Annotated in this window: 23 protein-coding genes; 17 read left to right on the top strand and 6 right to left on the bottom strand. The window is 72.0% G+C overall.

The genetic code is table 11. From position 1 onward, the window contains the following. Positions 1 to 17: 17 nt before the first annotated feature. From IE226_RS19685 to IE226_RS19675, 3 genes are all read left to right on the top strand, one after another. On the top strand, positions 18 to 1,001 hold the full coding sequence (locus IE226_RS19685; RefSeq protein ID WP_190082600.1) for a hypothetical protein: 984 nt from the start codon (positions 18 to 20) through the stop codon (positions 999 to 1,001). 105 nt (positions 1,002 to 1,106) lie between these two features. Then, the gene (locus IE226_RS19680) at positions 1,107 to 1,688 is read left to right on the top strand and encodes a helix-turn-helix domain-containing protein (protein WP_190082599.1); all 582 of its coding nucleotides are present in this window, start codon (positions 1,107 to 1,109) and stop codon (positions 1,686 to 1,688) included. Between the two features lie 12 nt (positions 1,689 to 1,700). Beyond that, a complete protein-coding gene (locus IE226_RS19675) occupies positions 1,701 to 2,438 on the top strand; it encodes a helical backbone metal receptor (RefSeq protein ID WP_190082598.1) in 738 nt (245 codons plus the stop codon). On the opposite strand, the gene IE226_RS19670 is transcribed toward IE226_RS19675, so the two are convergent. Then, on the bottom strand, positions 2,365 to 3,546 hold the full coding sequence (locus tag IE226_RS19670) for a TDT family transporter (RefSeq protein WP_190082597.1): 1,182 nt from the start codon (positions 3,544 to 3,546) through the stop codon (positions 2,365 to 2,367). The two genes, IE226_RS19675 and IE226_RS19670, sit on opposite strands and share 74 nt — an antisense overlap. A gap of 70 nt (positions 3,547 to 3,616) precedes the next feature. Here IE226_RS19670 and IE226_RS19665 point away from each other — a divergent pair, with 70 nt between their 5' ends. Continuing rightward, on the top strand, positions 3,617 to 4,606 hold the full coding sequence (locus IE226_RS19665; protein WP_190082596.1) for a LysR family transcriptional regulator: 990 nt from the start codon (positions 3,617 to 3,619) through the stop codon (positions 4,604 to 4,606). 146 nt (positions 4,607 to 4,752) lie between these two features. Here IE226_RS19665 and IE226_RS19660 read toward each other — a convergent pair whose 3' ends face one another. The 3 genes from IE226_RS19660 to IE226_RS19650 all read right to left on the bottom strand — a co-directional run bounded on the left by IE226_RS19660 (position 4,753) and on the right by IE226_RS19650 (position 7,906). Beyond that, entirely contained in the window at positions 4,753 to 5,424 is a 672-nt protein-coding gene (locus IE226_RS19660) for a gamma-glutamyl-gamma-aminobutyrate hydrolase family protein (RefSeq protein WP_229871342.1), read from the bottom strand. Between the two features lie 59 nt (positions 5,425 to 5,483). Further along, complete coding sequence (eat, locus tag IE226_RS19655; RefSeq protein ID WP_190082594.1) at positions 5,484 to 6,938, bottom strand: ethanolamine permease; 1,455 nt, start codon at positions 6,936 to 6,938, stop codon at positions 5,484 to 5,486. 167 nt (positions 6,939 to 7,105) lie between these two features. Then, entirely contained in the window at positions 7,106 to 7,906 is an 801-nt protein-coding gene (locus IE226_RS19650) for a FadR/GntR family transcriptional regulator (RefSeq protein ID WP_229871269.1), read from the bottom strand. A gap of 77 nt (positions 7,907 to 7,983) precedes the next feature. On the opposite strand from IE226_RS19650, the gene IE226_RS19645 reads away from it, so the two are divergent. The 6 genes from IE226_RS19645 to IE226_RS19620 all read left to right on the top strand — a co-directional run bounded on the left by IE226_RS19645 (position 7,984) and on the right by IE226_RS19620 (position 15,291). Then, a complete protein-coding gene (locus IE226_RS19645; RefSeq protein WP_190082593.1) occupies positions 7,984 to 9,348 on the top strand; it encodes a glutamine synthetase family protein in 1,365 nt (454 codons plus the stop codon). A 7-nt stretch (positions 9,349 to 9,355) separates the two neighbouring features. After that, positions 9,356 to 10,729, top strand: coding sequence for an aldehyde dehydrogenase family protein (locus tag IE226_RS19640; RefSeq protein WP_190082592.1), 1,374 nt, complete (start codon positions 9,356 to 9,358; stop codon positions 10,727 to 10,729). 5 nt (positions 10,730 to 10,734) lie between these two features. Continuing rightward, on the top strand, positions 10,735 to 11,517 hold the full coding sequence (locus tag IE226_RS19635; protein ID WP_190082591.1) for a 3-oxoacyl-ACP reductase: 783 nt from the start codon (positions 10,735 to 10,737) through the stop codon (positions 11,515 to 11,517). A gap of 112 nt (positions 11,518 to 11,629) precedes the next feature. Continuing rightward, positions 11,630 to 12,952, top strand: coding sequence for an HAD family hydrolase (locus tag IE226_RS19630; RefSeq protein WP_190082590.1), 1,323 nt, complete (start codon positions 11,630 to 11,632; stop codon positions 12,950 to 12,952). Between the two features lie 34 nt (positions 12,953 to 12,986). Beyond that, positions 12,987 to 14,291, top strand: coding sequence for an HAD family hydrolase (locus IE226_RS19625; protein WP_190082589.1), 1,305 nt, complete (start codon positions 12,987 to 12,989; stop codon positions 14,289 to 14,291). A 37-nt stretch (positions 14,292 to 14,328) separates the two neighbouring features. Then, the gene (locus IE226_RS19620; protein ID WP_229871265.1) at positions 14,329 to 15,291 is read left to right on the top strand and encodes a DUF2510 domain-containing protein; all 963 of its coding nucleotides are present in this window, start codon (positions 14,329 to 14,331) and stop codon (positions 15,289 to 15,291) included. A gap of 21 nt (positions 15,292 to 15,312) precedes the next feature. Here IE226_RS19620 and IE226_RS19615 read toward each other — a convergent pair whose 3' ends face one another. Then, positions 15,313 to 16,530, bottom strand: coding sequence for an amino acid deaminase/aldolase (locus tag IE226_RS19615; protein ID WP_190082588.1), 1,218 nt, complete (start codon positions 16,528 to 16,530; stop codon positions 15,313 to 15,315). 492 nt (positions 16,531 to 17,022) lie between these two features. Between IE226_RS19615 and IE226_RS44130 the strand changes: the two genes are divergently transcribed. Genes IE226_RS44130 through IE226_RS19600 form a run of 3 tightly spaced genes read left to right on the top strand, consistent with a single transcriptional unit; the run spans position 17,023 to position 20,301 of the window. Continuing rightward, entirely contained in the window at positions 17,023 to 18,345 is a 1,323-nt protein-coding gene (locus tag IE226_RS44130) for a hypothetical protein (protein WP_229871259.1), read from the top strand. Then, positions 18,342 to 19,514: a type VII secretion-associated serine protease mycosin gene (gene mycP, locus IE226_RS19605; RefSeq protein ID WP_190082587.1), complete on the top strand. Its 1,173-nt coding sequence runs from the start codon at positions 18,342 to 18,344 to the stop codon at positions 19,512 to 19,514. Before IE226_RS44130 ends, mycP begins: the two co-directional genes overlap by 4 nt. A 52-nt stretch (positions 19,515 to 19,566) precedes the next feature. After that, entirely contained in the window at positions 19,567 to 20,301 is a 735-nt protein-coding gene (locus tag IE226_RS19600) for an SseB family protein (RefSeq protein ID WP_190082586.1), read from the top strand. A gap of 10 nt (positions 20,302 to 20,311) precedes the next feature. Here the strand turns inward: IE226_RS19600 and IE226_RS19595 are convergent, their stop codons facing one another. Continuing rightward, complete coding sequence (locus IE226_RS19595; protein WP_190082585.1) at positions 20,312 to 20,689, bottom strand: DUF1844 domain-containing protein; 378 nt, start codon at positions 20,687 to 20,689, stop codon at positions 20,312 to 20,314. A 390-nt stretch (positions 20,690 to 21,079) separates the two neighbouring features. Between IE226_RS19595 and infC the strand changes: the two genes are divergently transcribed. From infC to IE226_RS19575, 4 genes are all read left to right on the top strand, one after another. Next, entirely contained in the window at positions 21,080 to 21,757 is a 678-nt protein-coding gene (gene infC / locus IE226_RS19590) for a translation initiation factor IF-3 (RefSeq protein WP_190082793.1), read from the top strand. 120 nt (positions 21,758 to 21,877) lie between these two features. Next, a complete protein-coding gene (gene rpmI, locus IE226_RS19585) occupies positions 21,878 to 22,072 on the top strand; it encodes a 50S ribosomal protein L35 (RefSeq protein ID WP_030560333.1) in 195 nt (64 codons plus the stop codon). Between the two features lie 95 nt (positions 22,073 to 22,167). Then, positions 22,168 to 22,551, top strand: a complete 384-nt coding sequence (gene rplT, locus IE226_RS19580) for a 50S ribosomal protein L20 (protein WP_030356289.1) — start codon at positions 22,168 to 22,170, stop codon at positions 22,549 to 22,551. Positions 22,552 to 22,725: 174 nt separating this feature from the next. Further along, positions 22,726 to 23,580 (top strand): TrmH family RNA methyltransferase, encoded by an 855-nt coding sequence (locus IE226_RS19575; RefSeq protein WP_190082584.1) that lies wholly within the window; start codon positions 22,726 to 22,728, stop codon positions 23,578 to 23,580. Positions 23,581 to 23,634 lie beyond the last annotated feature (54 nt).

The following is a 23,634-nucleotide window of genomic DNA, read 5'->3' as shown; positions in this document are numbered from 1 at the left end:
AACGTAAGTGCCCCTCCGTGACCGTCCATGCCACGCCTCGCCTCCTCGTCTCCGTGGCCCTGGCCCTCGCCGCCGCTCTCTTCCTCGCGCACCTGGCCGACGCCGGCCCCGCACCGGCCTCCGCGGGCACCGCACGCCTCGCCGAACTCGCGGGCGACGTGCGCGCCGCCGAAGGCCACCGCTACGACGCGCGGGACGACACCGGGCGCACCATGGACGCCGCGCAGATCACGCAGAGCTCCGACGGCACGTACCTGGCCGTCTACCACACGCTTCTGGCCGACGGCCGCTTCCATGCCGCCGTCGCCACCTCCGCCGACCTGCGCCACTGGCACCGCCGCCACGACTTCGGACCGGGCACCCATCAGGCCTCGCTCGCCGCCGACGGGCGCGGCGGATACGTCCTCGCCTACGAGAAGGACCCGCGCAACCACATCGCCGTGCGCGCCTATCCCGGCGAGGCCGCGCTGCTCGACGGGCGCGCGGCACACGCCTTCGACGCGCCGCGCACCCTCTCGCGGTGCGCCGAGGGCACGCCGAGCATCAGCGCCGTACGCGGCGACACCATCGAACTGACCGGGCACTACCGCGCCGACTGCGACACCGATCGCCAACTGCGCGCCACCCTGACCGGGTTCCGCGACTGGCACGCGGTGCCGGACCGGCGGCTCGACCGGGCGCTGCGGGCGTGGGGCAACAGCGGAAATCTCGGGGACCGCGCCCCCGTCGAGCTCGACGGGCAGCGCCTGCTCTTCGTGGAGGGACAGCGGTGGCGGGGTGACTTCGGGAGCTGGCGGCCGTACGCGTACGACCCGGCGAGCGGCCGGGCCGACCGGATCGACGTCTCGACGCACGGCGGGAGCCGTGCCTTCGCCAATCCGTCGGCGACCCTCCTCACCGACCCCCGCGGCAGGCCGTCCTTGCTGGTCAGCGTGTTCATACCGGCAGAGGGGGCGGCTCCCGGAGAGGCCGGGCAGCTTGTCTACTGGCGCAAGCTGTAGACAGCGGTCCGCGCAACGGGGCGAAACCGTTTGGCGAACATGCGTAGGGTGCAGAAAACCCCTCAGGGTTGAGAGTGGACCGACGCGCAGAAGGGAGCCGAGGCGATGGACGAGCAGAAGGAAACCCTCCGGGTGGGCTCGGCCGTGCGGCGCCGCCGCCGGCAGCTGGAGCTCACCCTCGCCGTGGTGGCCGAGCGCAGCGGTCTCTCGGTGCCCTTTCTGAGCCAGGTGGAGAACGAGCGGGCGCGGCCCAGCAGCCGTTCCCTGCAGCGGGTCGCCGACGCGCTGCGCACGACCGACGTCGAACTGCTCGCCGCAGCCGACCCCGCGTGCACGGTCGACCTGACGCGCGCCGAGCAGGGCGACGCCGAGAGTCCCTCCCCGTCCTCGCCCGACGCCCGCATACGCAATCTGGTGCGGGGTCACCACCAGCTGCACGCCATCGAGTTCACCGGCGACCACGACGAGGGACGCGAGTTCCAGCACCGCAACGACGAGTTGATGTACGTGGTGGGCGGCGCCGTCGAGGTCGAGGCCGAGGGCAGGGCGTACCGCCTCGGGCGCGGCGACAGCCTGTATCTGACGGGCGGGGTGCGCCACCGGTGGCGGGCGACCGTGCCGGACAGCCAGGTGCTCGTGGTGGCCGTCGGGGACCACATCGACGCCGTGGACGACTCGCGGCGCTGAGGGGATCGCACTGTGGCGGGAGCAGGAGCGGCACAAGCGCGGGTCGTCTCGCTGGTGCCCTCGCTGACCGAGGCGGTCGCCGTCAGCGTGCCGGGAGCACTGCTGGGTGCCACGGAGTGGTGCAGCCATCCGGTGGACCTGGACGTCGTCCGCGTCGGGGGCACGAAGAACCCTGACGTGCGCCGGATCATCGGCCTCGCTCCGGACCTGGTGATCGCCAACGAAGAGGAGAACCGCGAACCGGACCTCGCCGCGTTGCGGGCGGCGGGTATCGAGGTGCTCGTGACCGAGGTACGCGATCTGCCGGGCGCCTTCCGCGAACTGGCCCGGGTGCTCGCCGCCTGCGGGGCGGGGCGGCCCGGCTGGCTGGACGACGCCGAGACGGCGTGGGAGCGAGTACCACCGCCGGAGGCCCGGTTGACGGCGGTGATCCCCGTCTGGCGGCGCCCCTGGATGGTTCTGGGCCGCGACACGTTCGCCGGGGACCTGCTGGGGCGCCTGGGCATCGACAACGTGTACGCGACGCACGCCGAGCGCTATCCGCGCATCCCGGTGGAGGAACTGCGGGGCGCCGGAGCGGACTTGACGGTGCTGCCCGACGAGCCGTACCGCTTCACCGCCGACGACGGCCCCGAGGAATTCACCGCCCCCTCGGCGCTGGTCAGCGGCCGCCACCTCACGTGGTACGGCCCGTCACTGGCACAGGCGCCTGCCGTGCTGGGCGCGGCGCTGCGAGCAGCCTGCCGCTGAGCAGGCCGCGCAGGGTCTGGGTGGACGCCACTGCCCAGGCCGTCACCAGGAGGACGTACAGGGCGATCGCAAGGCCGTCGTAGACCGCGAGGCCCGTGTGCTTGCCCAGGCCCTCGGCGCCCGTGACACAGGTGCCGACGGGGAACGTGAACGCCCACCAGGTCATCGAGAAGCCCATGCCCCGGCGCCGGGCCCGCACCACCATCGCCGCCGCGAGCGCGAGCCACAGCAGGGCGAAGCCGGTCACCGGGACGCCGTAGAGCACGGCGAAGACGGCGAAGCCCTGGTCGTACGGGGCGGGGACCACGCCCGTCGCGGCGGTGTCGGCGAACTTGTTGACGGCGGTCGTCGACTGGCCGAGCGGGCCGAGCACCAGGAACAGCGTCGGCGTGAGCGCGAGCGGGAACGGGCCGCCGGTCAGCAGACGGGCGAAGATCATCGGCAGCATGACCAGCGTGGCGAGCAGGCTCAGGCCGAACATCGCGAAGCAGCCGAGCAGGAGCGTCTCCTGCGCCTGACCTGCGGGGAGGTGCGGCACGAGGAGCGGGCCGAGTGCGGCGGACACCATGGGCGCGACCAGGGGCAGCAGCCAGACCGGCGATGCCTGGCCCGGCTCCGCGCGGTGCTTCACGACCATCAGGTACGGGATCGCGACGGCCGCCGCGAGCCCGATGACCGTACCGGCGGTGAAGAGCACGGCGTCGAGCGCGACCGCCGCGCCCGTGCCGATCCAGTCCTCGCCCACGAGGAGCGCGCCGCCGCCGACCGCGAGCAGGGCCATGGAGAGACAGCCGTAGAAGGGCGCGACGGCCGGGTCGAGGAGGTGGGCGCGGGCCTGGTCGCGGTGGTGGACCCAGTGCAGGGTGCGGGCGGCGACGAGCGCGGCCAGCATCAGGAGGGAGAGCGCCCAGACGGCGGTGCAGGCGGTCCGTAGTCCGGGGACGTGGACCGGCAGGGTCGCACCCGCGCTCGCGATGATCGCCGTGCCCATGACGGTGGCGTACCAGTTCGGGCCGAGGTGGCGGGTGGCGGGCGCCGGGGTGATGCGGGCCGTGGGCGGGGTGGTGACGGTGTTCGGGGGTGCCTGCGGGTGGGCGACGGTGACCATGAGCCCACGGTCTCTGCCCGGCGGGGCCCCCGCCAGGAGGCATTTTCATATGAGGGCATAACCTGGACTTATGAGTGCGACGTCTTCTGCTGGTTCCGCCGGTGCGTCTGGTGTGCCTGGTCCGTCTGGTGCGTCCGATGCGTCCGGTACGTCGTCGGGAGCGCCGCTCGCGCACAGGGTGCCGGATCTCGGGGCGCTCGAACTGCTGCTCGCCGTGGCGCGGCTCGGAAGTCTGGGGCGGGCAGCGAAGGAGCTCGGCATCACGCAGCCCGCCGCGAGCAGTCGCGTCCGGTCGATGGAGCGGCAGCTCGGGGTCGCCCTCGTCGACCGGTCGCCGCGCGGTTCGCGGCTCACGGACGCGGGGGCGCTCGTGACGGACTGGGCGCGGCGGATCGTGGAGGCGGCGGAGGCGTTCGACGCGGGGGCGCAGGCGTTGCGGGACCGGCGGGACTCGCGGCTCCGGGTCGCGGCGAGCATGACGATCGCCGAGTATCTGCTGCCGGGCTGGCTGATCGCGCTGCGGTCGCAGCGGCCGGACACGGCGGTGTCGCTGACGGCCGGCAACTCGACCGCGGTCGCGGAGCGGCTTCTCGCGGGGGACGCGGACCTCGGCTTCGTGGAAGGGCTCACGGTGCCGACCGGCCTCGACTCGGCGGTCATCGCGCACGACAGCCTGATCGTCGTCACTGCGCCGGGCCATGCGTGGGCGCGGCGCGGAAAGCCGCTGGGCGCGGAGGAGCTCGCGGCCACGCCGCTGATCCTCCGGGAGGAGGGTTCGGGGACGCGGCAGGTCCTCGACACGGCGCTGGGCGGTCTCGCCCGCCCGCTGATCGAGCTGTCGTCCACCACGGCGGTGAAGGCGTCAGCGGTGAACGGGGCGGGGCCTGCCGTGCTCAGTGAGCTCGCGGTGGGGGAGGAGCTGTCGGCGCGCCGCCTGGTGGGCATCCCCCTGGAGGGGGTCGAGCTGCGCCGCGCGCTGAGAGCGGTATGGCCCACCGGCCACCGCCCCACGGGCCCGGCACGAGACTTGCTTTCGCTTACGCGGGCGGGGGTGGGTTAGAGGCGGGGGTGCGGACGGCGTCCTTCGGCCGGGGGTGGATGCGGGGTGCTCGGGCGGGTGGGTGGGAGATGTCCTGCCGGGGGGCGCGACCCCGGGCGCGGATCGCCGGGGCCAGGGCAGCACACTCCGCCCCGCCGGCCGCAGGCCTACCCCCTCGCCGCACCGACCAACGCCGCCATCACCCGCAGATCGTCCCCCATCTCAGGGTGCCACTGGACGCCCAGAACCCAGCCGGCGGACGGAAGTTCCACCGCCTCCGGGGTACCGTCCGCCGCGTACGCCGACACGACGAGGCCCCGGCCGAGGCGGTCCACCGCCTGGTGGTGGTACGTGGGGACGGCCGAAGCCGCGGGCACGATGGACTCGTACAGCGTGCCCGGCACCGGCTTCACCTCGTGCGTGCCGAAGACGCCCACCGACTCGACATGCCCCTCCATGTGCTGCACCAGTGTCCCGCCGAGCGCCACGTTCAGGAGCTGCATCCCCCGGCAGATGCCGAGCAGCGGCGTCCCGGACCTCAACGCCGCCTCGATCAGCGCCAGTTCCCACGCGTCCCGCTCCCGCGCCGGAGGGCCCGTACGTTCCTCGCGCTCCGCGCCGTAACGCACCGGCTCGACATCGGGTCCGCCCGCGATGACCACGCCGTCGAGACGGGCGACGACCTCGTCCGCGTACGAAGGATCATCCGGCGGCAGCATCGCGGCGATGCCGCCCGCCCCCTGCACGAGCCGCGGATAGCCGACCGGGAGCAGGGCCGCGGGCAGCTCCCACACGCCCCAGCTCGCCTTCGACTCCAGGTAGGTGCTGACACCGATCAGCGGTCGGCCGGTGGTCGTCGCGCTCACCCTCGTCTCCTTCACGCTCAGCCGCGACATGCTCAGTCGCGTTCCAGTTCCGCCTCCGCGGCGGCCAGCGCCGCGAACTCCTCCTCCGGCGCCCGCGCCACCAGGTGCTTGCGGCTGTAGACGCCGAAGTAGGCGATCGCCACCACGTATACCGCGAGCGCGATCAGCGCCGCCGTCACGTCCACCAGGAACGTCGCGACCAGCGCCGCGCAGGCCAGGACCAGCGCCACGGACGAAGTCAGCATGCCGCCCGGCGTGCGGTAGGGCCGTTCGAGGCCCGGCTCCCTGCGGCGCAGCACGATGTGCGAGAGCGACATCAACGCGTACGAGATCGTCGCCCCGAACACCGCGACGTTCAGCATCCGCGCCCCGTCCCCGGTCGCCGCCGCCAGGCCGAAGCCGATCGCTCCGGGGACCAGGAGGCCCAGGTACGGAGCCTTGCGGCTGCTGGTGAGGGAGAGGAAACGCGGCAGATAACCCGCCCTCGACAGGGCGAACAGCTGGCGCGAGCCCGCGTAGATCAGGGAGAAGAAGGACGCCACCAGACCGGCCAGGCCCGCGTAGTTGACGATGCGGCTGAGCGCCGTCGCGTCGCCCCCCGGCTGCAAGGCCTCCACCAGCGGGTTGCCCGCGTCCTGGATCGCGTTCGCGCCGCGCGCCCCGGCCGACGCGAAGAACGTGAGCAGCGCGAGCACGACGAGGATGGCCATCGACCAGCGGATCGCGCGCGGCAGCGTACGCGCCGGGTCCCTCGTCTCCTCGGCGGCGAGCGGTACGCCTTCCACGCCCAGGAAGAACCACATGCCGAACGGGAACGCCGCCCAGATGCCCAACAGACCCATCGGAAGCCAGGAGTTGGAGCCGAAGGCGTCCGCGTCCACCGCGATGTCGTTCAGTTTCGACGCGTCGAAGTCCATGAACGCGCCGACCGCGAAGACGAGCAGCGCCGCCACCGCGATGCCCGTGACGACGAAGCTGAAGCGCAGCGCCTCGCCCACACCCCACAGATGGATGCCGATGAAGACCACGAAGCAGGCGAGATACACCGGCCAGCCGGAGGTGAGGCCGAACAGGCCGAGCGACTCGACGTAGTCACCGATGAAGATGGAGATCGCGGCGGGCGCCAGGATGTACTCGATGAGGATCGCCGTGCCGGTGAGGAAGCCGCCCCACGGGCCGAGCGCCCGGCGCGCGAAGCCGTACCCGCCGCCCGCGGTGGGCAGCACCGACGACAGTTCCGCCAGCGAGAACACCATGCACGCGTACATCACGCCCATGAGCGCCATGGCGATCGCGAGGCCGCCGAAGCCGCCTTCCGCGAGGCCGAAGTTCCAGCCCGAGAAGTCGCCGGAGACGACGTACGCGACACCGAGGCCGGTGAGCAGCAGCCAGCCCGCGCTGCCGCGGCGCAGCGCTCTGCGCTCCAGGTAGTCGTCCGCCGGTTCGGCGGTACCGCTCGTACTCGGCTTGGGGGACTCCATGGTCATGGCGCGACTCCTGGGGACGGCGAATCGATGCGACGGGCGGCGCGATGGGGCGGGCGACTCGATGGAACGGGCGACTCAATGGAACGGATCCATACCTTTGTCGTGTCCGGGGCGAGAAAGCAATACCCCTGCGTTACGCCGCCGTAAATCCCCGCGGGCCCCGCCCCTTATGTCAGGAACCCCCGCAGCAGCGCGGCCGTACCCGCGCAGTGCTCGCGCATCATCTCCCGCGCCCCGTCCGCGTCCCCGTCGAGCACCGCCTCCACGAGCGCGGTGTGCTGGCGCTGCGAATGCTCCAGGTTCCGCACCAGGAGCGGGATGCAGTCCAGGAGGTCGTTGACGCGGGCGCGCACCGCCGCGTACTGCGCGGTCAGCGAGGGCGATCCGCACAGCTCGGCGAGGGTCAGGTGCAGGAGGGTGTCCAGGCGGCGGTACTCGGAAAGCGGCGCCTCGTGCGTGCGGGCGAGCGCCGTGCGCAGCCGCTCGCGCTGCTCGCCGGTCAGGCCGTGCGCCGCGCAGAGCCCGGCCGCGCCCACCTCCAGGACCTCGCGGAACCGCAGCGCGTCCTCGACATCGACGTCCGCCACGCGCCGCCGCAGTTCGTCCTCGCCGGGCGCCTCGGGGCGCGGACGCACGAACGTGCCGCCGTACCTGCCGCGCCGCGACTCGACGAGCCCCTGGTCCTGGAGCACCTTCAGGACCTCGCGCAGCGTGACCCGGCTGATGCCGAGGCGGTCGGCCAGCTCCCTTTCCGAGGGCAGGCGTTCGCCGCCGGGCACCAGGCCCAGGCGTACGACCTGGAGGATCTGCTCCAGGGCCTCCTCGAAGCCGTTGCCCGCCCGTACGGGACGCAGGACCGGCGTGAGCCGGTCGTCGGCACCCGCCCCAGCCGTATCGGCACCCGCCTCAGCCGTATCGGCGGTCGCCCCAGCCGTGTCAGCGTTCGCGTCGGCATCCGTGTGCGACATCTGGCCGTACCCCCTTCCCAATCAAAGGTTCTCGGCAATACCTTATGGCTCTCGGCTGACCCAAGGAGGACTTTCCCGTGGCAGACCGCACACCCCCGCTCGGGATCGAGGAACTGCGTGCCCTCGTCGCGAGCGGCGAGATCGACACTGTCGTCCTGGCCTTCCCCGACATGCAAGGGCGGCTCCAGGGCAAGCGGTTCGCCGCCCGCTTCTTCCTCGACGACGTCCTGGAGCACGGCACGGAGGGCTGCAACTACCTCCTGGCGGTCGACGCGGAGATGAACACCGTCGAGGGGTACGCGATGTCCTCCTGGGACCGCGGCTACGGCGACTTCGCCATGCACCCCGACCTGAGCACCCTGCGCCGCGTCCCCTGGAACGAAGGCACCGCGATGCTGATCGCGGACCTCGCCTGGAACGACTCCTCGCCCGTCGTCGCCGCGCCCCGCCAGATCCTGCGCCGCCAGCTCGACCGGCTCGCCGAGCTCGGTTACACCGCCAACGTCGGCACGGAGCTCGAGTTCATCGTCTTCAAGGACACCTACGAACAGGCCTGGGACGCGGGCTACAAGGCCCTGACGCCAGCGAACCAGTACAACATCGACTACTCCGTGCTCGGCACCGGACGCATCGAACCCCTCCTGCGCCGCATCCGCAACGAGATGGCCGCCGCCGGGCTCGTCGTCGAGTCGGCCAAGGGCGAGTGCAACCCGGGCCAGCACGAGATCGTGTTCCGCTACGACGACGCCCTCGTCACCTGCGACCAGCACGCCATCTACAAGACCGGTGCCAAGGAGATCGCCTCCCAGGAGGGTGTCTCGCTCACCTTCATGGCCAAGTACAACGAGGCCGAGGGCAACTCCTGCCACATCCACCTCTCGCTCGCGGACGCGGACGGCACGAATGCCATGGCCGGGGACGGCCCCGGCGGCATGTCGAGCGTCATGCGGCACTTCCTTGCCGGACAGCTCGCGGCGCTGCGGGAGTTCTCGCTGCTGTACGCGCCCAACATCAACTCGTACAAGCGGTTCCGTCCCGGCTCGTTCGCGCCGACCGCCGCCGCCTGGGGTTACGACAACCGCACCTGCGCCCTGCGCGTCGTCGGCCACGGCCGCTCGATGCGCTTCGAGAACCGGCTGCCCGGCGGCGACGTGAACCCGCACCTCGCGGTCGCCGGACTCGTGGCCGCCGGGCTGCACGGCATAGAGCAGAAGCTCGAACTGCCCGACGAGTGCACGGGCAACGCCTACACCGGTGAGTACGCCCATGTCCCCACCACCCTGCGCGAGGCCGCCGAGCTCTGGGAGAACAGCGCCATCGCCAAGGCGGCCTTCGGCGACGAGGTCGTCGCGCACTACAGCAACATGGCGCGGGTCGAGCTGGACGCCTTCGACTCCGCGGTGACCGACTGGGAGCTCCGCCGCTCCTTCGAACGCATGTGAGGCACCCTTGCTCGAGGTATTGAATCCGGCGACCGAAGAGGTCGTCGCGACCGTCCCCGCCGCCACCGCGCAGGACGTCGACGCCGCTGTCGTACGCGCCGCCGGGGCCCAGACCAAGTGGGCCGCCACCGCCCCCGCCGACCGCGCCCGGCTGCTCCGCCGCTTCGCGGCCGTCGTCGACGAACATCTGGAAGAACTCGCCCAGTTGGAGGTCCGCGAAGCCGGTCACCTCATCGGCAACGCCCGCTGGGAGGCCGGCAACGTCCGCGATCTCCTCGACTTCGCGGCCGGGGGAGTGGAGCGGCTGAGCGGCCGTCAGATCCCCGTGCCCGGCGGCCTGAACGTCACGATCCTCGAACCCCTCGGGGTCGTCGGCGTCATCGCCCCCTGGAACTTCCCGATGCCGATCGCCGCCTGGGGCACGGCCCCCGCCCTCGCGGCAGGCAACGCGGTCATCCTCAAGCCCGCCGAGACGACCCCGCTCACCGCCCTGCGCCTGGCCGAACTCGCCCTGGAGGCAGGTCTCCCCGAGGGCCTCTTCCAGGTCCTGCCCGGCGCCGGGGACGTCGCGGGAAACGCCCTCGTCGAGCACCCCGGCGTAGCCAAGATCGTCTTCACCGGCTCCACCCGCGTCGGCAAGCAGATCATGGCCAAGTGCGCCGACCGCGTGAAGCGCCTGACGCTCGAACTCGGCGGCAAGAGCCCCAACATCGTCTTCGCCGACGCCGACGTGGAGGCCGCCGCCCTCGCCGCCCCCATGTCGTACCTCGACAACTCCGGCCAGGACTGCTGCGCCCGTACCCGCATCCTCGTCCAGCGTTCGGTCTACGACCGCTTCCTGGAGATCGTGCGGCCCGCGATCGAGTCGGTCGTCGTCGGTGACCCGTCCGACGAGAAGACCCAGATGGGCCCGCTGATCTCCAGGGCCCAGCTGGAGCGCGTGCGCTCGTACGTGCCCTCCGGCGCCGGAATCCGCGGCACGGCACCCGAAGGTCCCGGCTTCTGGTTCCCGCCGACGCTCCTCACCGAAGCCGACGCCGACGCCGGCCCCGAGTCCCCGGTGGCGACGGAGGAGGTCTTCGGACCCGTCGCCGTCGTCCTGCCCTTCGACGACGAGGCCGACGCGATCCGCCTCGCCAACGCGACCGAGTACGGCCTGTCCGGGTCGATCTGGACGCGGGACGTCGGCAGGGCGCTGCGCGTGTCCGGGGCCGTCCAGGCCGGGAACCTCTCCGTCAACTCGCACTCCAGCGTGCGCTATTGGACCCCGTTCGGGGGTTACAAGCAGTCCGGTCTCGGCCGCGAACTGGGCCCGGACGCGCTCGCCGCATTCACGGAAACCAAGAACGTCTTCATCAGCACGGAAAGCCCGGAGGCCTGAGCACCATGACCGACGCAAACATCTGCCGCCGCCTGGTGGGCCGCACCGCCGTCATCACCGGCGCGGGCAGCGGCATCGGCCTGGCCACCGCGCGCCGCCTCGCCTCCGAGGGTGCGCACGTCGTCTGCGGCGACATCGACGAGAGCGCGGGCAAGGCGGCGGCCGACGCGGTGGGCGGGATCTTCGTCAAGGTCGACGTCACCGACGCCGAGCAGGTCGAGGCGCTCTTCAAGACGGCGTACGACACCTATGGCTCGGTCGACGTCGCCTTCAACAACGCGGGCATCTCGCCGCCGGACGACGACTCCATCCTGGACACGGGCCTTGAGGCCTGGAAGCGCGTCCAGGAGGTCAACCTCACCTCCGTCTACCTGTGCTGCAAGGCCGCCATCCCCTACATGCGGCGCCAGGGCAAGGGCTCGATCATCAACACCGCCTCCTTCGTGGCGAGGATGGGTGCGGCGACGTCCCAGATCTCGTACACGGCCTCCAAGGGCGGCGTCCTCGCCATGTCCCGCGAGCTGGGCGTCCAGTTCGCCCGCGAGGGCATCCGGGTGAACGCCCTCTGCCCGGGCCCGGTCAACACCCCGCTGCTCCAGGAGCTCTTCGCCAAGGACCCCGAGCGGGCCGCCCGGCGCCTCGTCCACATCCCCGTGGGCCGTTTCGCCGAGGCCGACGAGCTCGCCGCCGCCGTGGCGTTCCTCGCCAGCGACGACTCCTCGTTCGTGAACGCCACGGACTTCCTGGTCGACGGCGGCATCTCGGGCGCGTACGTCACGCCCGTGTAGTCCGACCGCCCGTGTGATCCGACCGCCCGGGCAGTTCATCCTCCGGCCACCACCCCGTCAGCCGGGCGTCGCACGACGCCCGGCTGACCTGCGTAAACACGGGAGTGTGTTCGTGAACTTCAAGCGCCGCGCCGTCGCGGCAGCAGCAGTGATCGCCGTCGCCGGAGCCGGTCTCGTGACCGTCCAGGCCACCGCGGAAGCCACCCAACCGGTGCGGTCCCGGGCCGAGGACTGCCCCTCGCTCACCCTCACCAAGGGTTGGTACGGCGAGAACAGGGCCAGGCTCCAGCAGATGATCGACGCGTACGGGCGCTGCGGCGACAGCGGGAACAAGGGAACGCACACGAGCACGTACAAGGGCACGCACGGCGCGAAGCCCGTCGCCGTCTTCGACTGGGACAACACGGTCATCAAGAACGACGTGGGCGACGCCACCATGTTCTGGCTCCTGCGCAACAGCAAGATACGTACGCCGCGGAACGCCGACTGGCACACCACCAGCCGTTATCTCACCGATCCGGCGGCCAAGGCCCTCGCCAAGGCCTGCCCGGCCACCCGGACCACCCTCCCCACCGGGCGCGACACGGACTGCGCCGACGAGATCGCCTCCGTCTACGGCGAGGGCACCACCACCGGCGGCGGCGCGGCCTTCGCCGGCTACGACCACCGCCGCATGGAACCCCAGTACGCCTGGCTCGCCCAGCTCACCCGCGGCTGGTCCACTCAGCAGATCAAGGGGTTCGCCGCCGCGGCCCGCAAGGAGAACCTCGCCGCGCCCGTCGGCACCGAACAGCGCGTCGGCACGGGCAAGTTCACCGGCTGGGTCCGCTACTACGACCAGCAGCGCGATCTGATCCGTACGCTCAAGAGGGCCGGATTCGACGTCTACGTGGTCTCCGCCTCGCCCGAGCCGGTCGCCGAGGTCTGGGCGAAGAGCGCAGGCGTCGACGCCCGGCACACCATCGGTATCCGCAACACCACCGCCCACGGAAAGCTGACGGCTCGTCTGAAGGGCTGCGGCACCGTCCGGGACGGCGACGACTCGATGATCACGTACATCGACGGCAAGCGCTGCTGGATCAACCAGGAGATCTACGGAGTCCGGGGCGCGGCGGCCGAGCAGGTCCGGCCGGCAGGCAAGCGGCAGGTGTTCGCCGCCGGCGACTCCGACACCGACATCTCCTTCCTGCGCGACGCCACGGCCCTGCGCCTCGTCCTGAACCGCAACAAGAACGAGCTGATGTGCCGCGCCTACGACAACGGCGACCGGCGCTGGCTGGTGAACCCCATGTTCATCGAGCCCAAGGGCAAGCTCGCGAAGCCGTACCCGTGCGCCACCACCGGATACACCGAACGGGACGGCACGGCAGGCCCGGTGCGCCGCGCCGACGGGTCGGTCATACCCGACCAGAAGGACACGGTGCACGGACCCTGACCGGGCCCACGAGATTGATGTACGGTCCATGCGCATGCGTAACAGACATGCCCTGGCGTTGACGCTGGCCGCGGCCGCCACCCTGGTGGCCGCGCCCGCGTCGCTCCCCGCGGCCGCCGCCACGACCGCGAACCCCGCCCCTGCGAAGGCGCATTGCCCGCAGCTGTCCAAGAAGCTGACCTGGTACGGCGACAACCGTGACCACCTCCAGCAGGTGATCGACGAGCGCGGACGCTGCGGCTCCCACCGCGGGCACGACCAGCAGCGTCCCGTCGCCGCCTTCGACTGGGACAACACCGTCGTCAAGAACGACATCACCGACGCGACGATCGCCTGGTCGCTTCGCCACGACAAGATCCTGCGCCCCGCGAGCTGGAAGTCCACCAGCAAGTGGATGACGGACGCGGCCGACAAGGCGCTCACCAAGGCCTGCGGCACGAAGGTGCCGGTCGGCAAACCGCTGCCCACCTCCACCGACACCGACTGCGCCGACGAGATCTTCGAGGTCCGCGAGGACGGCAAGACGATGAGCGGCGCCGCCGCCTTCGCCGGGAAGTGGAACCACCGGCACACCGTCCCGCAGTACGCCTGGGTGCCCCAGCTCTTCGCCGGGCACACCGTGCCCGAACTCAGGTCGTACGCCGCGAAGGCCCGGGAGCAGGTCCTGGCCGCCCCGGTCGGCGCCACCCAGACCGTCGGCACGCACGAGATCCCCGGCTACGCCCGCTACTACGAGCAGCAGCGCGACCTCATCCGCACGCTCAAGAAGGCCGGGTTCGACGTCTACATCGTCTCGGCGGGCTCGGAGCCGGTGACGGAGGTGTGGGCCGGCGGCAAGGGGGGCGTCGGCATCGACCGCGAGCACACCATCGCCATCCGCTCCGTCCTCGACCGCAAGGGGCGGATCACCGCCTGGAACCAGGGCTGCGGCGACGTACCGGTGAACAAGGGCGAGGCCATCCCCTACATCGACGGCAAGCGCTGCTGGATCAACCAGGAGATCTACGGCGTCAAGGGCAAGTCGGCCTGGGACAAGCAGGACCCCTCCCACCGCATCGCCCTCGGCGGCGGTGACGCCGACACGGACGTGACGTTCGTCGGCGACGCCACGGGCGCGCACCTCGTCCTGAACCGCAACAAGGACGAGGTCATGTGCCGGGCGTACGACGACGCCGACGGCCGCTGGGTCGTGAACCCCATGTTCATCGAGCCCCTGAAGCAGAAGCCGGATCCCTACCCCTGCTCGACGACCGCGTACAACGAACCGGACGGCAGCAGGGGCCCGGTCCTGCGGGACGACGGCTCCGTGGTGGCCGATCAGGCGGACGCGGTGTACTGACTGTCCTGATCTTCAGGGCACGTCCTAGAGTGCCGGGATGAGCATGACGCCTCCGCCCGGCTGGTACCCGGACCCGTCGGCCCCGCCGGCCCAGCCCGTCGAGCGCTGGTGGGACGGCTCGGCGTGGACCGAGCACCGGCGTGCGCCCGAAGCCCCGCTCATGGGCCGGGCGCAGCCGGGGTTCGGTCCGCCGCAGGCACCGACCGGGGTGCGGCCGGTTCCGGGGACCCGGTCGGGCGGCCGGGCCAAGGTGGTGGCACTGGCCACCGCCGGGGTCGTCCTTGTCGCCTCGATCGTCACCGGCGTCGTGCTCCTGGGCAAGGACGAGGGTGACCCGCGGAGCGGCCCGGTCGCGCCGACCACGGCGGAGCCGGAGGAATCTCCCACGACGACCTCGCCGACGCCCACCACGTCGGCGCCCGACCCGGACCCCTCCACCCTCGTCGACCAGCTCAACGGCATCACGATCCCCGTGCCCGAGGGCTGGGAGAAGGCCGACAGCACGGTCGGCGGCGATCCGACCGTCCGCACTCCGGACGTCTACGACTGCCCCGGCGAGGGCAGCCTCTGCCGCCACGGCACGGTCTACTCGCGCACGTCGACGGCGACCGACGAACGCTCGGCCAAGGCGCTGGCCGAGAACGACATCAAGGACGCGGCGGACCGGGCGTACGAAGAGGACCGGGTCGGCCAGCAGCCCTTCGGCGGCATCAAGCGCCACGAGACCGTCAAGGAGGGGACGGTGGCGGTGGCGGGCCGCGCGGGCTATCTCGTGCGCTGGCGTGTGCACACGGAGAAGGGCGAGGGCGGATACGTCCAGTCCCTCGTCTTCCCCTCCAGCGTGGGGTCCGAGGCGCCGGTCATCATCCGCTTCGCCATCGACGCCGCGGACGGGGCGCCGCCGCTCTCCGACATGGAGAAGATCACCAAGGGGATCCGCGCCGTCGGGGACAGCGACACGGGCGGCGGCGTGGGCAACAGCGTGGGCGCGACGCCCTGACGACCCGTCACGCGTTACGCGTCACAGGAAAGTGTGGCCCTCTCCTCTGTACGTCGGCGCGGTGGCCGTCACGCGGTCGCCCTCGACGAGGTGGAGCGTGTCGAACCGCTCGCACAACTCCCCGGCCTTGGCGTGCCGGAACCACACCTTGTCGCCGATCAGCAGATCGTCCGCGGGCGAACCGAGCAGCGGGGTCTGCACCTCGCCCGCGCCCTCCTGCGGGTCGTAGCGCAGCCCTTCCGGGAGGTACGGCACAGGGGACCGGTCGGGGCCCGCGGCACCCGAGGCGGGGTAGCCGCCGCCGAGTACGGTCACCGTGCCCACGCCGGGGCGGCGCACGACGGGCTGGGCGTACAGCGCGGCCGGACGCCCGCTGAACGACGTGTAGTTGTCGAAGAGGCGCGGTACGTACAGGCCCGACCCGGCGGCGATCTCGGTCACCGCGCGTTCGGCCGCGGTGTGCTGCACGCTGCCGGTGCCGCCGCCGTTGACGAACTCCAGGTCCGGCGCGACCGCCCGCACCGCGCGGATGGTCTCGGCCCTGCGCGCGGCGAGCTCCCTGCGGGCCGCGGCCTGCATCAGCCGGATCACCCGCGAGCGCGCGGGCCGGCCGGCGACCGCGTCACCGACCCCGGCCACATGCCCTTCGTACGCCATCACGCCCACGAGCCGGAAACCCGGCCGCCGGTTCACGGCGCGGGCGAGCGCGGCGACTTGGGCGGGGGAGTGCAGAGGGGAACGCAGCGCGCCGATCCGCACCCGCCCCCCGAGCACCTTCAGCGAGGTGTCCAACTCCAGGCAGACGCGCACCTCTTCGCGCCCGCGCCCGCCTCCGCCCTGGTCCCTGGCCTCGTCGATGAGCCGCAGCTGCGCCGGGTCGTCGATCATCACGGTCACCGATGACGCGAGCTTCGGGTCGGAGGTCAGCTCGGCGAAGGCGGCGCGGTCGGCGGAGGGGTAGGCGAGCAGGACGTCGTCGAACCCGGACCGGGCCAGCCACAGGGACTCGGCGAGCGTGTAGGACATGATCCCGGCGAAACCGTCACGGGCCAGGACGCGTTCCAGCAGCGCCCGGCAGCGCACGGACTTGCTCGCGACCCGGATCGGCTTGCCCGCGGCCCGCCGTACGAGGTCGTCGGCATTGGCGTCGAATGCCTCCAGATCGACGATCGCGACGGGGGCGTCGAGGTGTGCTGTGGCCCGCTCGTAGCGGGCCCGGTCTGCTGCACGGGAGGTCATGGCCGAAGCCTGCCAGACGGGATTACCCGAGGGTAGGGGGATGATCCGGGCAGATCGCCCGAGGCTCCGGACTGGTTCCCTCGGGACCGGAATCTGCCTTTAGAGTTACGCGCAGAAGAGCGAGGAAACGGGGGGTGCATGAGCACGGAAGCGCGACGGGCTCCCGTCCCGCCACGTCCCACAACACCCCCTCGCCCCACGACCCCGCCCACCCGCTCCCCGGAAGCGCGCGCACCGCACTCCCCCCCACCACCCGACAAAACCCCCGAACCCCCCACCCCACCACAGGCACCCACGGGCTCCCCGACCACGCCCCCGGCGTCGTCGACGGCCGACCGGAACGCCGAGCCCCCCGCACCCGCAGAAGCCCCACCCATCGCCTCCACCCGCTTCCCGGACACGCACCCGCCGGCGTCGTCGGCGCAGGACCGGCCCGCTGGACAGCGCCCCTCTGCGGAGGTGCCCCCTATCCCGCGAATGCGTCCGACGGACTTGTCATCGACGAGCGACCGGCCCGCCGAGCCCCCCGCCCCGACGGAGCCCCCACCGCCCGCCTCCGCCCGCTTCCCGGACACCCCGCCGCCCGGCCCGTCGTCCGCGGACGACGACGGCGATGAGCAGTCCGTGTCGGGTGAAGGGGATCGGGAGTCCCTGCTCGGGGAGCTTCTTGCTCCCTTTGATCGGGTGCGGAAGCCCGAGCCCGTGGTGTCCTCTGATGTCGGCGTAGACGCGGAGGCCTCGCCGCCCCCGCCGCCCGCGTCCGCGCGCTTTCCCGATACGCCGCCGCCGTCAGCGATGACCCCCGCCCCGGCAGCAGCGGGGGGCAAGCGGCCCGCCGCGGACGTTCCGCCCCGGCCGCCGGTGCCCCCGGCGACCGGGGGCATATCCGGGCGCCCCGAGTCCGAGTCCATATCCGCCCCGGCACGGCGGACCGCCGCCGCTCGCCGCGCGGTCGGCGCCGTCGACCTGACGCCCGGGCCCGGAGCGGGACGGCCCTTCGTGTCGTTCGCCCGGCCCGCGATGTACGACGACAGCACCACGCGTCTGCGGCCCGTCCGCGGCTGGGCGCAGCCCCGCGTGACTGCGGCCGCCGCCTGCTTCGTGCTCGGCCTCGGACTCATCGGGGGCGCGGCCACCGGGAGTTGGCTGACCGGGAGTGACGAGGGGCCGGGCGTCACACGTGACGCGTACGCCGTCGCGGGACAGCTCTGGCACAGCGTGCCCGTCGACGAGCTCTTCCCGACCACCATCAAGGGAGAGGGCGCGGGCCCCGGCGGAGCCGACCGCGCCTGGACCCGGATCGCCGTCGCCCCCGACAGCACCTGCAAGAACGCCTTCGACCCGCTCCTGCGCAAGGCCCTCGCCCCCGCGGGCTGCCTCCGGCTGCTTCGCGCCACGTACACGGACGCGACCCGTAGCCATGTCACCACCGTGGGCCTGCTGTTCACCAAGGCGGACGCCGACGCGATGCGCTCCCTGCGCACCCGCTTCACGGAGGAGGGCCTCGACCGGCGCCCCGACCTTATGCCACGGCCGTACGCGGCCAAGGGCACCCCGGCCGCCGGCTTCGGCGACGCCCAGCGCGCCTCCTGGACCGTGTCCGTGCTCCCGGACGCCCCCGTCGTCGCCTTCTCCGTCTCGGGTTTCGCCGACGGCCGCACACTCACCGAACCCGAGCCCGCCGAAGAGGCCATGAAGACCTCCGCCACCACTGCCCCCGCCCAGGCGGGCCTCGGCCACGAGGCCCAGGGCATCGCCGACCGCGTGGAGCGGCGCCTGCGCAAGACCATCGCGGCCACGGAGAAGCCCTCATGAGATCCCGCAGGCCGGCCATCGCCGCCGCACTCGCCGCGGCACTCGTCCTCATGCCCGCCACCGCGCACGCCGACGACGGCATACGCGCCCAGCAGTGGGCCCTCGACGCCATGCACACCGACCGCGCCTGGCAGACCACCAAGGGCAAGGGCATCACCGTCGCCGTCCTGGACACCGGCATAGACCGCGACCACCCCGACCTGACCGGCAGCGTCCTCGAAGGCAAGGACATGGTCGGTTTCGGGGCCAGGAAGGGCGACCGCTCCTGGGCCCGGCACGGCACCGCCATGGCCGGCATCATCGCGGGTCACGGACACGGCGCGGGCAACGGCGACGGCGTGCTCGGCATCGCCCCGGAGGCCAGGATCCTGCCGATCCGCGTGATCCTGGAGGACGGCGACCCGCACCGCTCCAAGGCCCGCAACACCCGGGGCAACGCCCTGGCCGAGGGCATCCGCTGGGCCGCCGACCACGGCGCCGACGTCATCAACCTCTCCCTCGGCGACGACTCCAAGTCCGCCCACCCCGAACCCGCCGAGGACGCCGCGGTCCAGTACGCCCTGAAGAAGGGCGCCGTCGTCGTGGCGTCGGCGGGCAACGGCGGGGAGCGCGGCGACCACATCTCGTACCCCGCGGCCTACCCCGGAGTCATCGCCGCCACCGCCGTCGACCAGGACGGCGACCGTGCCTCCTTCTCCACCCGCCGCTGGTACGCCACCGTCAGCGCCCCCGGCAAGGACATCGTCATCGCCGACCCCGACCGCGAGTACTACGAGGGCTGGGGCACCAGCGCCGCGTCGGCGTTCGTCTCCGGCGCCGTCGCCCTGATCCGCGCCGCCCATCCGGGCCTGACCCCGGCGCAGATCAAGGAACTCCTGGAGGACACCGCCCGTGACGTGCCCAGCGGCGGCCGCGACGATTCACACGGCTTCGGCTTCATCGACCCGGCGGCGGCGATCGCCGAGGGCGGCAAGAAGAAGCCTCAGGGGCTGAGCTCCGCGGCGTACGGAAAGAAGTATTTCGGGCAGGGGCCGGACACGGACGACGGCGACGGCGGACCCGCGGGGTGGGTCGGCCCGGCGGCGGGCGGTCTCGGCGTGGCGCTCCTGGCCACGGCGGTCTGCCTCTGGCGCGGCCGCAGGGGGACCCGTCCCGGCACCGCCCCGTAGGGACCCGACCGCGCCCGGCAGCGGCGCGACCCCGGTCGATAGGGTCGGGAGCGTGGCGAACAAGAACATCCCGGACCCCGGCTTCTCCGATGACGACGGCTCTGCCGACCCCCGGCTCACCGCGGCCCTGACCGCGTGGGCCGCGGACCGCACGGCCCACGGCCCCGTCCTCGAGGCGCTCACCGGCGCCCGGCTGCTCGTCCCGGTGGTCGCCGTCCTCGGCGAGGTCGAGGAGGACGAGAACGGACTGCGCCGCGAGAAGACCAGCGACATGGCGGTCCCCACCCTCAAGGCCGGCGACCGCAAGGCCCTGCCCGCGTTCACCTCCACCGAGGCCCTCGCCCTGTGGGACCCGGAGGCCCGGCCGGTCGCGGTCCCCCTGCACCAGGCGCTCCAGGCCGCGGCGCACGAACAGGCCGACACGATCGTGCTCGACCTCGCGGGCCCGGTCCCGTACGAGATCAACCGCCCGGCCCTGATCGCCCTCTCCGAGGGCCGGCACACCAGGGACCCGCTCTCCGACCCGGCCGTCACGGCCGCCGTGCGCACGGCCGTCGCCGCCGACCCGGCCGTCCTGCGCGCCTACCTCGGCGCGGGCACCGCCGACGGCACCCTCGCGCTCGTCATCGACCCCGCGGCGGACCCGGCCGAAGCCGCCCGGCGCGTCGCCCGGCACATCGCGGCCGACGAAACACTGAGGGCCCGCCTGGTCCGCGGCCTCGACCTGGCACTGCTGCCGACCGAGGCGACGCCACCGGGCGAGCCCCTCTACGTACGTACGGCGTGAAGCGGCCGGCTCAGCCGAAGACCGGGCCCGTGTACTTCTCGCCCGGACCCTGACCCGGCTCGTCCGGCACGTCGGACGCCTCGCGGAAGGCCAGCTGCAGCGACTTCAGGCCGTCGCGCAGCGGGGCCGCGTGGAACGAGGAGATCTCCGTGGCGCTCGCGTCCATCAGGCCGGCGAGCGAGTGGATCAGCTTGCGTGCCTCGTCCAGGTCCTTGTGGGTCTCGCCGCCCTCGGCGAGGCCCAGGTTCACGGCCGCGGCGCTCATCAGGTGGACGGCGACCGTGGTGATCACCTCGACCGCGGGGACGTCCGCGATGTCACGGGTCAGGGTGTCGAAATCGGGGGAGTCACTGCTGCCGGACTCGGGGGCGGGGGTCGCGTCGCTCATGTCCCACACGATAAGCGGAGGCCCGTACGACGTGCGCCGCGGGAGTCCGTGAGCGCGCCGGTTAGCCCCACCCCGGTGGAGCTGCTAACCTTGTGTAACGACCGGCCGGACACTCGCGTGCCACGCAGAGACCCGGCCCACAAGTGGAGGCTCCGCTTCCCACCTGGCCGCTCCAAGAGCGGCGGGTCACCGGTCAGGCGGCCGCAGTCCCCGAGACTACGGCAGGCCCGATTTTGCGCCCCGCGATCACCGCGGAGGTGCTCCGGTAGTAATGGAGCCCCTGCCTGTGATCGGTAGGGGCATTTTTTATGCGCCCGCTCGGTTGGTCTCTACAACAGACGTAACGCGGCTGTCCGCCAGACCGCCGCGTGGTGCTACCGAGGAGGATCCATCAGCGCCGAGCCCCGCATCAACGACCGGATTCGCGTTCCCGAGGTGCGACTTGTCGGTCCCAGCGGCGAGCAGGTCGGGATTGTTCCGCTTGCCAAGGCCCTGGAGCTCGCACAGGAGTACGACCTCGACCTGGTCGAGGTGGCGGCTACCGCCCGTCCGCCCGTGTGCAAGCTCATGGACTACGGGAAGTTCAAGTACGAGTCGGCCATGAAGGCCCGTGAGGCGCGCAAGAACCAGGCGCACACGGTCATCAAGGAGATGAAGCTCCGGCCGAAGATCGACCCGCACGACTATGACACCAAGAAGGGTCACGTCGTCCGGTTCCTCAAGCAGGGCGACAAGGTCAAGATCACGATCATGTTCCGTGGTCGCGAGCAGTCCCGGCCGGAGCTCGGCTACCGACTGCTGCAGCGTCTCGCGAACGACGTCGAAGACCTCGGGTTCATCGAGTCGAACCCGAAGCAGGACGGCCGAAACATGATCATGGTCCTCGGTCCGCACAAGAAGAAGACCGAAGCCATGGCCGAGGCCCGCGAGGCCCAGGCGGTCCGCAAGGCGGACGCCAAGGCCAACCCGGGCCGCTCGCAGAACGCCGTCGCGGAGGAGGCCGACAAGGCCCCCGCCGAGGATGTCGTCGAGGCCGACGCGCCCGCCGAGGAGCCCGCAGAGGCCTGATCCGGAACGCGCCTCCCACGCGCGCCCCGGATGACAACCGATAGATCTGACGCTCCCTGCCAACGGTTCGCAGGAACCGGTAACGGCAGGGAGTGCCAATGACGAGGAGAGAACGGCGCTATGCCGAAGAACAAGACGCACAGCGGTGCCAGCAAGCGCTTCAAGATCACCGGCTCCGGCAAGGTGCTCCGTGAGCGCGCCGGCAAGCGCCACCTGCTCGAGCACAAGTCGTCCCGTCTGACGCGTCGCCTCACCGGCAACGCCGAGATGGCCCCGGGCGACGCCAAGAAGATCAAGAAGCTTCTCGGCAAGTGAGTCCGGGCGCACACCGCGCCTGAACTCTGAACCGGGACCCAATCGATACCGGGTCGTGTGAGTCCAACCACGGCCCCGCTACAAGGAGTTAACAAGTGGCACGCGTCAAGCGGGCAGTCAACGCCCACAAGAAGCGTCGGGCGATCCTCGAAGCGGCCAGCGGCTACCGCGGCCAGCGCTCGCGCCTGTACCGCAAGGCCAAGGAGCAGGTCACCCACTCCCTGGTCTACAACTACAACGACCGCAAGAAGCGCAAGGGCGACTTCCGTCAGCTGTGGATCCAGCGCATCAACGCCGCTGCCCGCGCCAACGGCATCACCTACAACCGCTTCATCCAGGGTCTGAAGGCCGCCAACATCGAGGTGGACCGCAAGATCCTCGCGGAGCTCGCCGTCAACGACGCCAACGCTTTCGCGGCGCTCGTCGAGGTCGCGCAGAAGGCGCTGCCGTCGGACGTCAACGCGCCCAAGGCTGCCTGACGCTGCGCTGTACCTGAGCGTTACTCGCGGACCCGCAGGCCCTCTGGCCTGCGGGTTCTCTTGTGTCCGGCCTCGCGTGTGCCGTCGTCCGTCGTGTGCCGTCCGCCGGCTGTCCCTGGCTGGTCGCGCAGTTCCCCGCGCCCCTGAAGGGGCGCTCTCCCCGAGGTGAGTTTCATGGTTGCCAGCCCCGAGTTGATCTCTCCCAGGTCGTCCCGCGTCAGTGCCGCGCGGCGGCTCGCCAAGCGGAACTTCCGGGGGAAGGAGCGGCTGTTTCTCGCCGAGGGGCCGCAGGCCGTGCGGGAGGCCGCCGCGTACGGTGACACGGCCGCCACGCTCGTCGAGCTGTTCGCGACCGTCGAGGCCGCCGAGCGCTATGCCGACATCGTCGGCGAGGCCCGGTCCGCCGGCGCCCGGGTGCATCTGGCGGACGAGGACGTCATCGCCGACATCTCGACGACCGTCACACCCCAGGGGCTCGTCGGCGTCTGCCGGTTCCTCGACACCCCCTTCGACGACATCCTCGCCGCGAAGCCCAGGCTGGTCGCCGTCCTGGCGCACGTCCGCGACCCCGGCAACGCCGGCACCGTGCTGCGGTGCGCGGACGCGGCGGGGGCCGACGCCGTCGTTCTGACGGACGCCTCCGTGGACCTCTACAACCCCAAGTGCGTGCGCGCCTCGGTCGGCTCGCTGTTCCATCTGCCCGTGGCCGTCGGCGTACCGGTCGAGCGGGCCGTGCAGGGGCTCAAGGACGCGGGTGTACGCATCCTCGCGGCCGACGGATCGGGCGAGGACGACCTCGACGACGAGCTGGACAACGGCACCATGGGCACGCCCTCCGCCTGGGTCTTCGGCAACGAGGCCTGGGGGCTGCCGGAGGAGACCCGCGCACTCGCCGACGCGGTGGTGCGTGTTCCGATCCACGGCAGAGCCGAAAGCCTCAACCTCGCGACGGCGGCGGCCGTGTGCCTCTATGCGTCCGCCCGTGCACAGCGTGCGGCTGGAGGGTGCCGTTCCGTCACGCCCAGCTAGTAGGGTGACGGGCTCGGAGGCCTCCTGCGCCGGTCCGAGAGGTGGGGTACGGGG

It is taken from the genome of Streptomyces longisporoflavus (genome assembly GCF_014649775.1).
GTDB classification, from domain to species: Bacteria; Actinomycetota; Actinomycetes; order Streptomycetales; family Streptomycetaceae; genus Streptomyces; species Streptomyces longisporoflavus.
This window is presented reverse-complemented; position numbering and strand designations above follow the sequence as displayed.

Coding starts and splice junctions, on each gene's coding strand:
- IE226_RS19680 (WP_190082599.1), top strand. CDS start 1,107: ATGGACGAGCAGAAGGAAACCCTCCGGGTGGGCTCGGCCGTGCGGCGC.
- IE226_RS19670 (WP_190082597.1), bottom strand. CDS start 3,546: ATGGTCACCGTCGCCCACCCGCAGGCACCCCCGAACACCGTCACCACC.
- IE226_RS19665 (WP_190082596.1), top strand. CDS start 3,617: ATGAGTGCGACGTCTTCTGCTGGTTCCGCCGGTGCGTCTGGTGTGCCT.
- eat (WP_190082594.1), bottom strand. CDS start 6,938: ATGACCATGGAGTCCCCCAAGCCGAGTACGAGCGGTACCGCCGAACCG.
- IE226_RS19650 (WP_229871269.1), bottom strand. CDS start 7,906: ATGTCGCACACGGATGCCGACGCGAACGCTGACACGGCTGGGGCGACC.
- IE226_RS19635 (WP_190082591.1), top strand. CDS start 10,735: ATGACCGACGCAAACATCTGCCGCCGCCTGGTGGGCCGCACCGCCGTC.
- IE226_RS19625 (WP_190082589.1), top strand. CDS start 12,987: ATGCGTAACAGACATGCCCTGGCGTTGACGCTGGCCGCGGCCGCCACC.
- IE226_RS19620 (WP_229871265.1), top strand. CDS start 14,329: ATGAGCATGACGCCTCCGCCCGGCTGGTACCCGGACCCGTCGGCCCCG.
- IE226_RS19615 (WP_190082588.1), bottom strand. CDS start 16,530: ATGACCTCCCGTGCAGCAGACCGGGCCCGCTACGAGCGGGCCACAGCA.
- mycP (WP_190082587.1), top strand. CDS start 18,342: ATGAGATCCCGCAGGCCGGCCATCGCCGCCGCACTCGCCGCGGCACTC.
- IE226_RS19595 (WP_190082585.1), bottom strand. CDS start 20,689: ATGAGCGACGCGACCCCCGCCCCCGAGTCCGGCAGCAGTGACTCCCCC.
- rpmI (WP_030560333.1), top strand. CDS start 21,878: ATGCCGAAGAACAAGACGCACAGCGGTGCCAGCAAGCGCTTCAAGATC.
- IE226_RS19575 (WP_190082584.1), top strand. CDS start 22,726: ATGGTTGCCAGCCCCGAGTTGATCTCTCCCAGGTCGTCCCGCGTCAGT.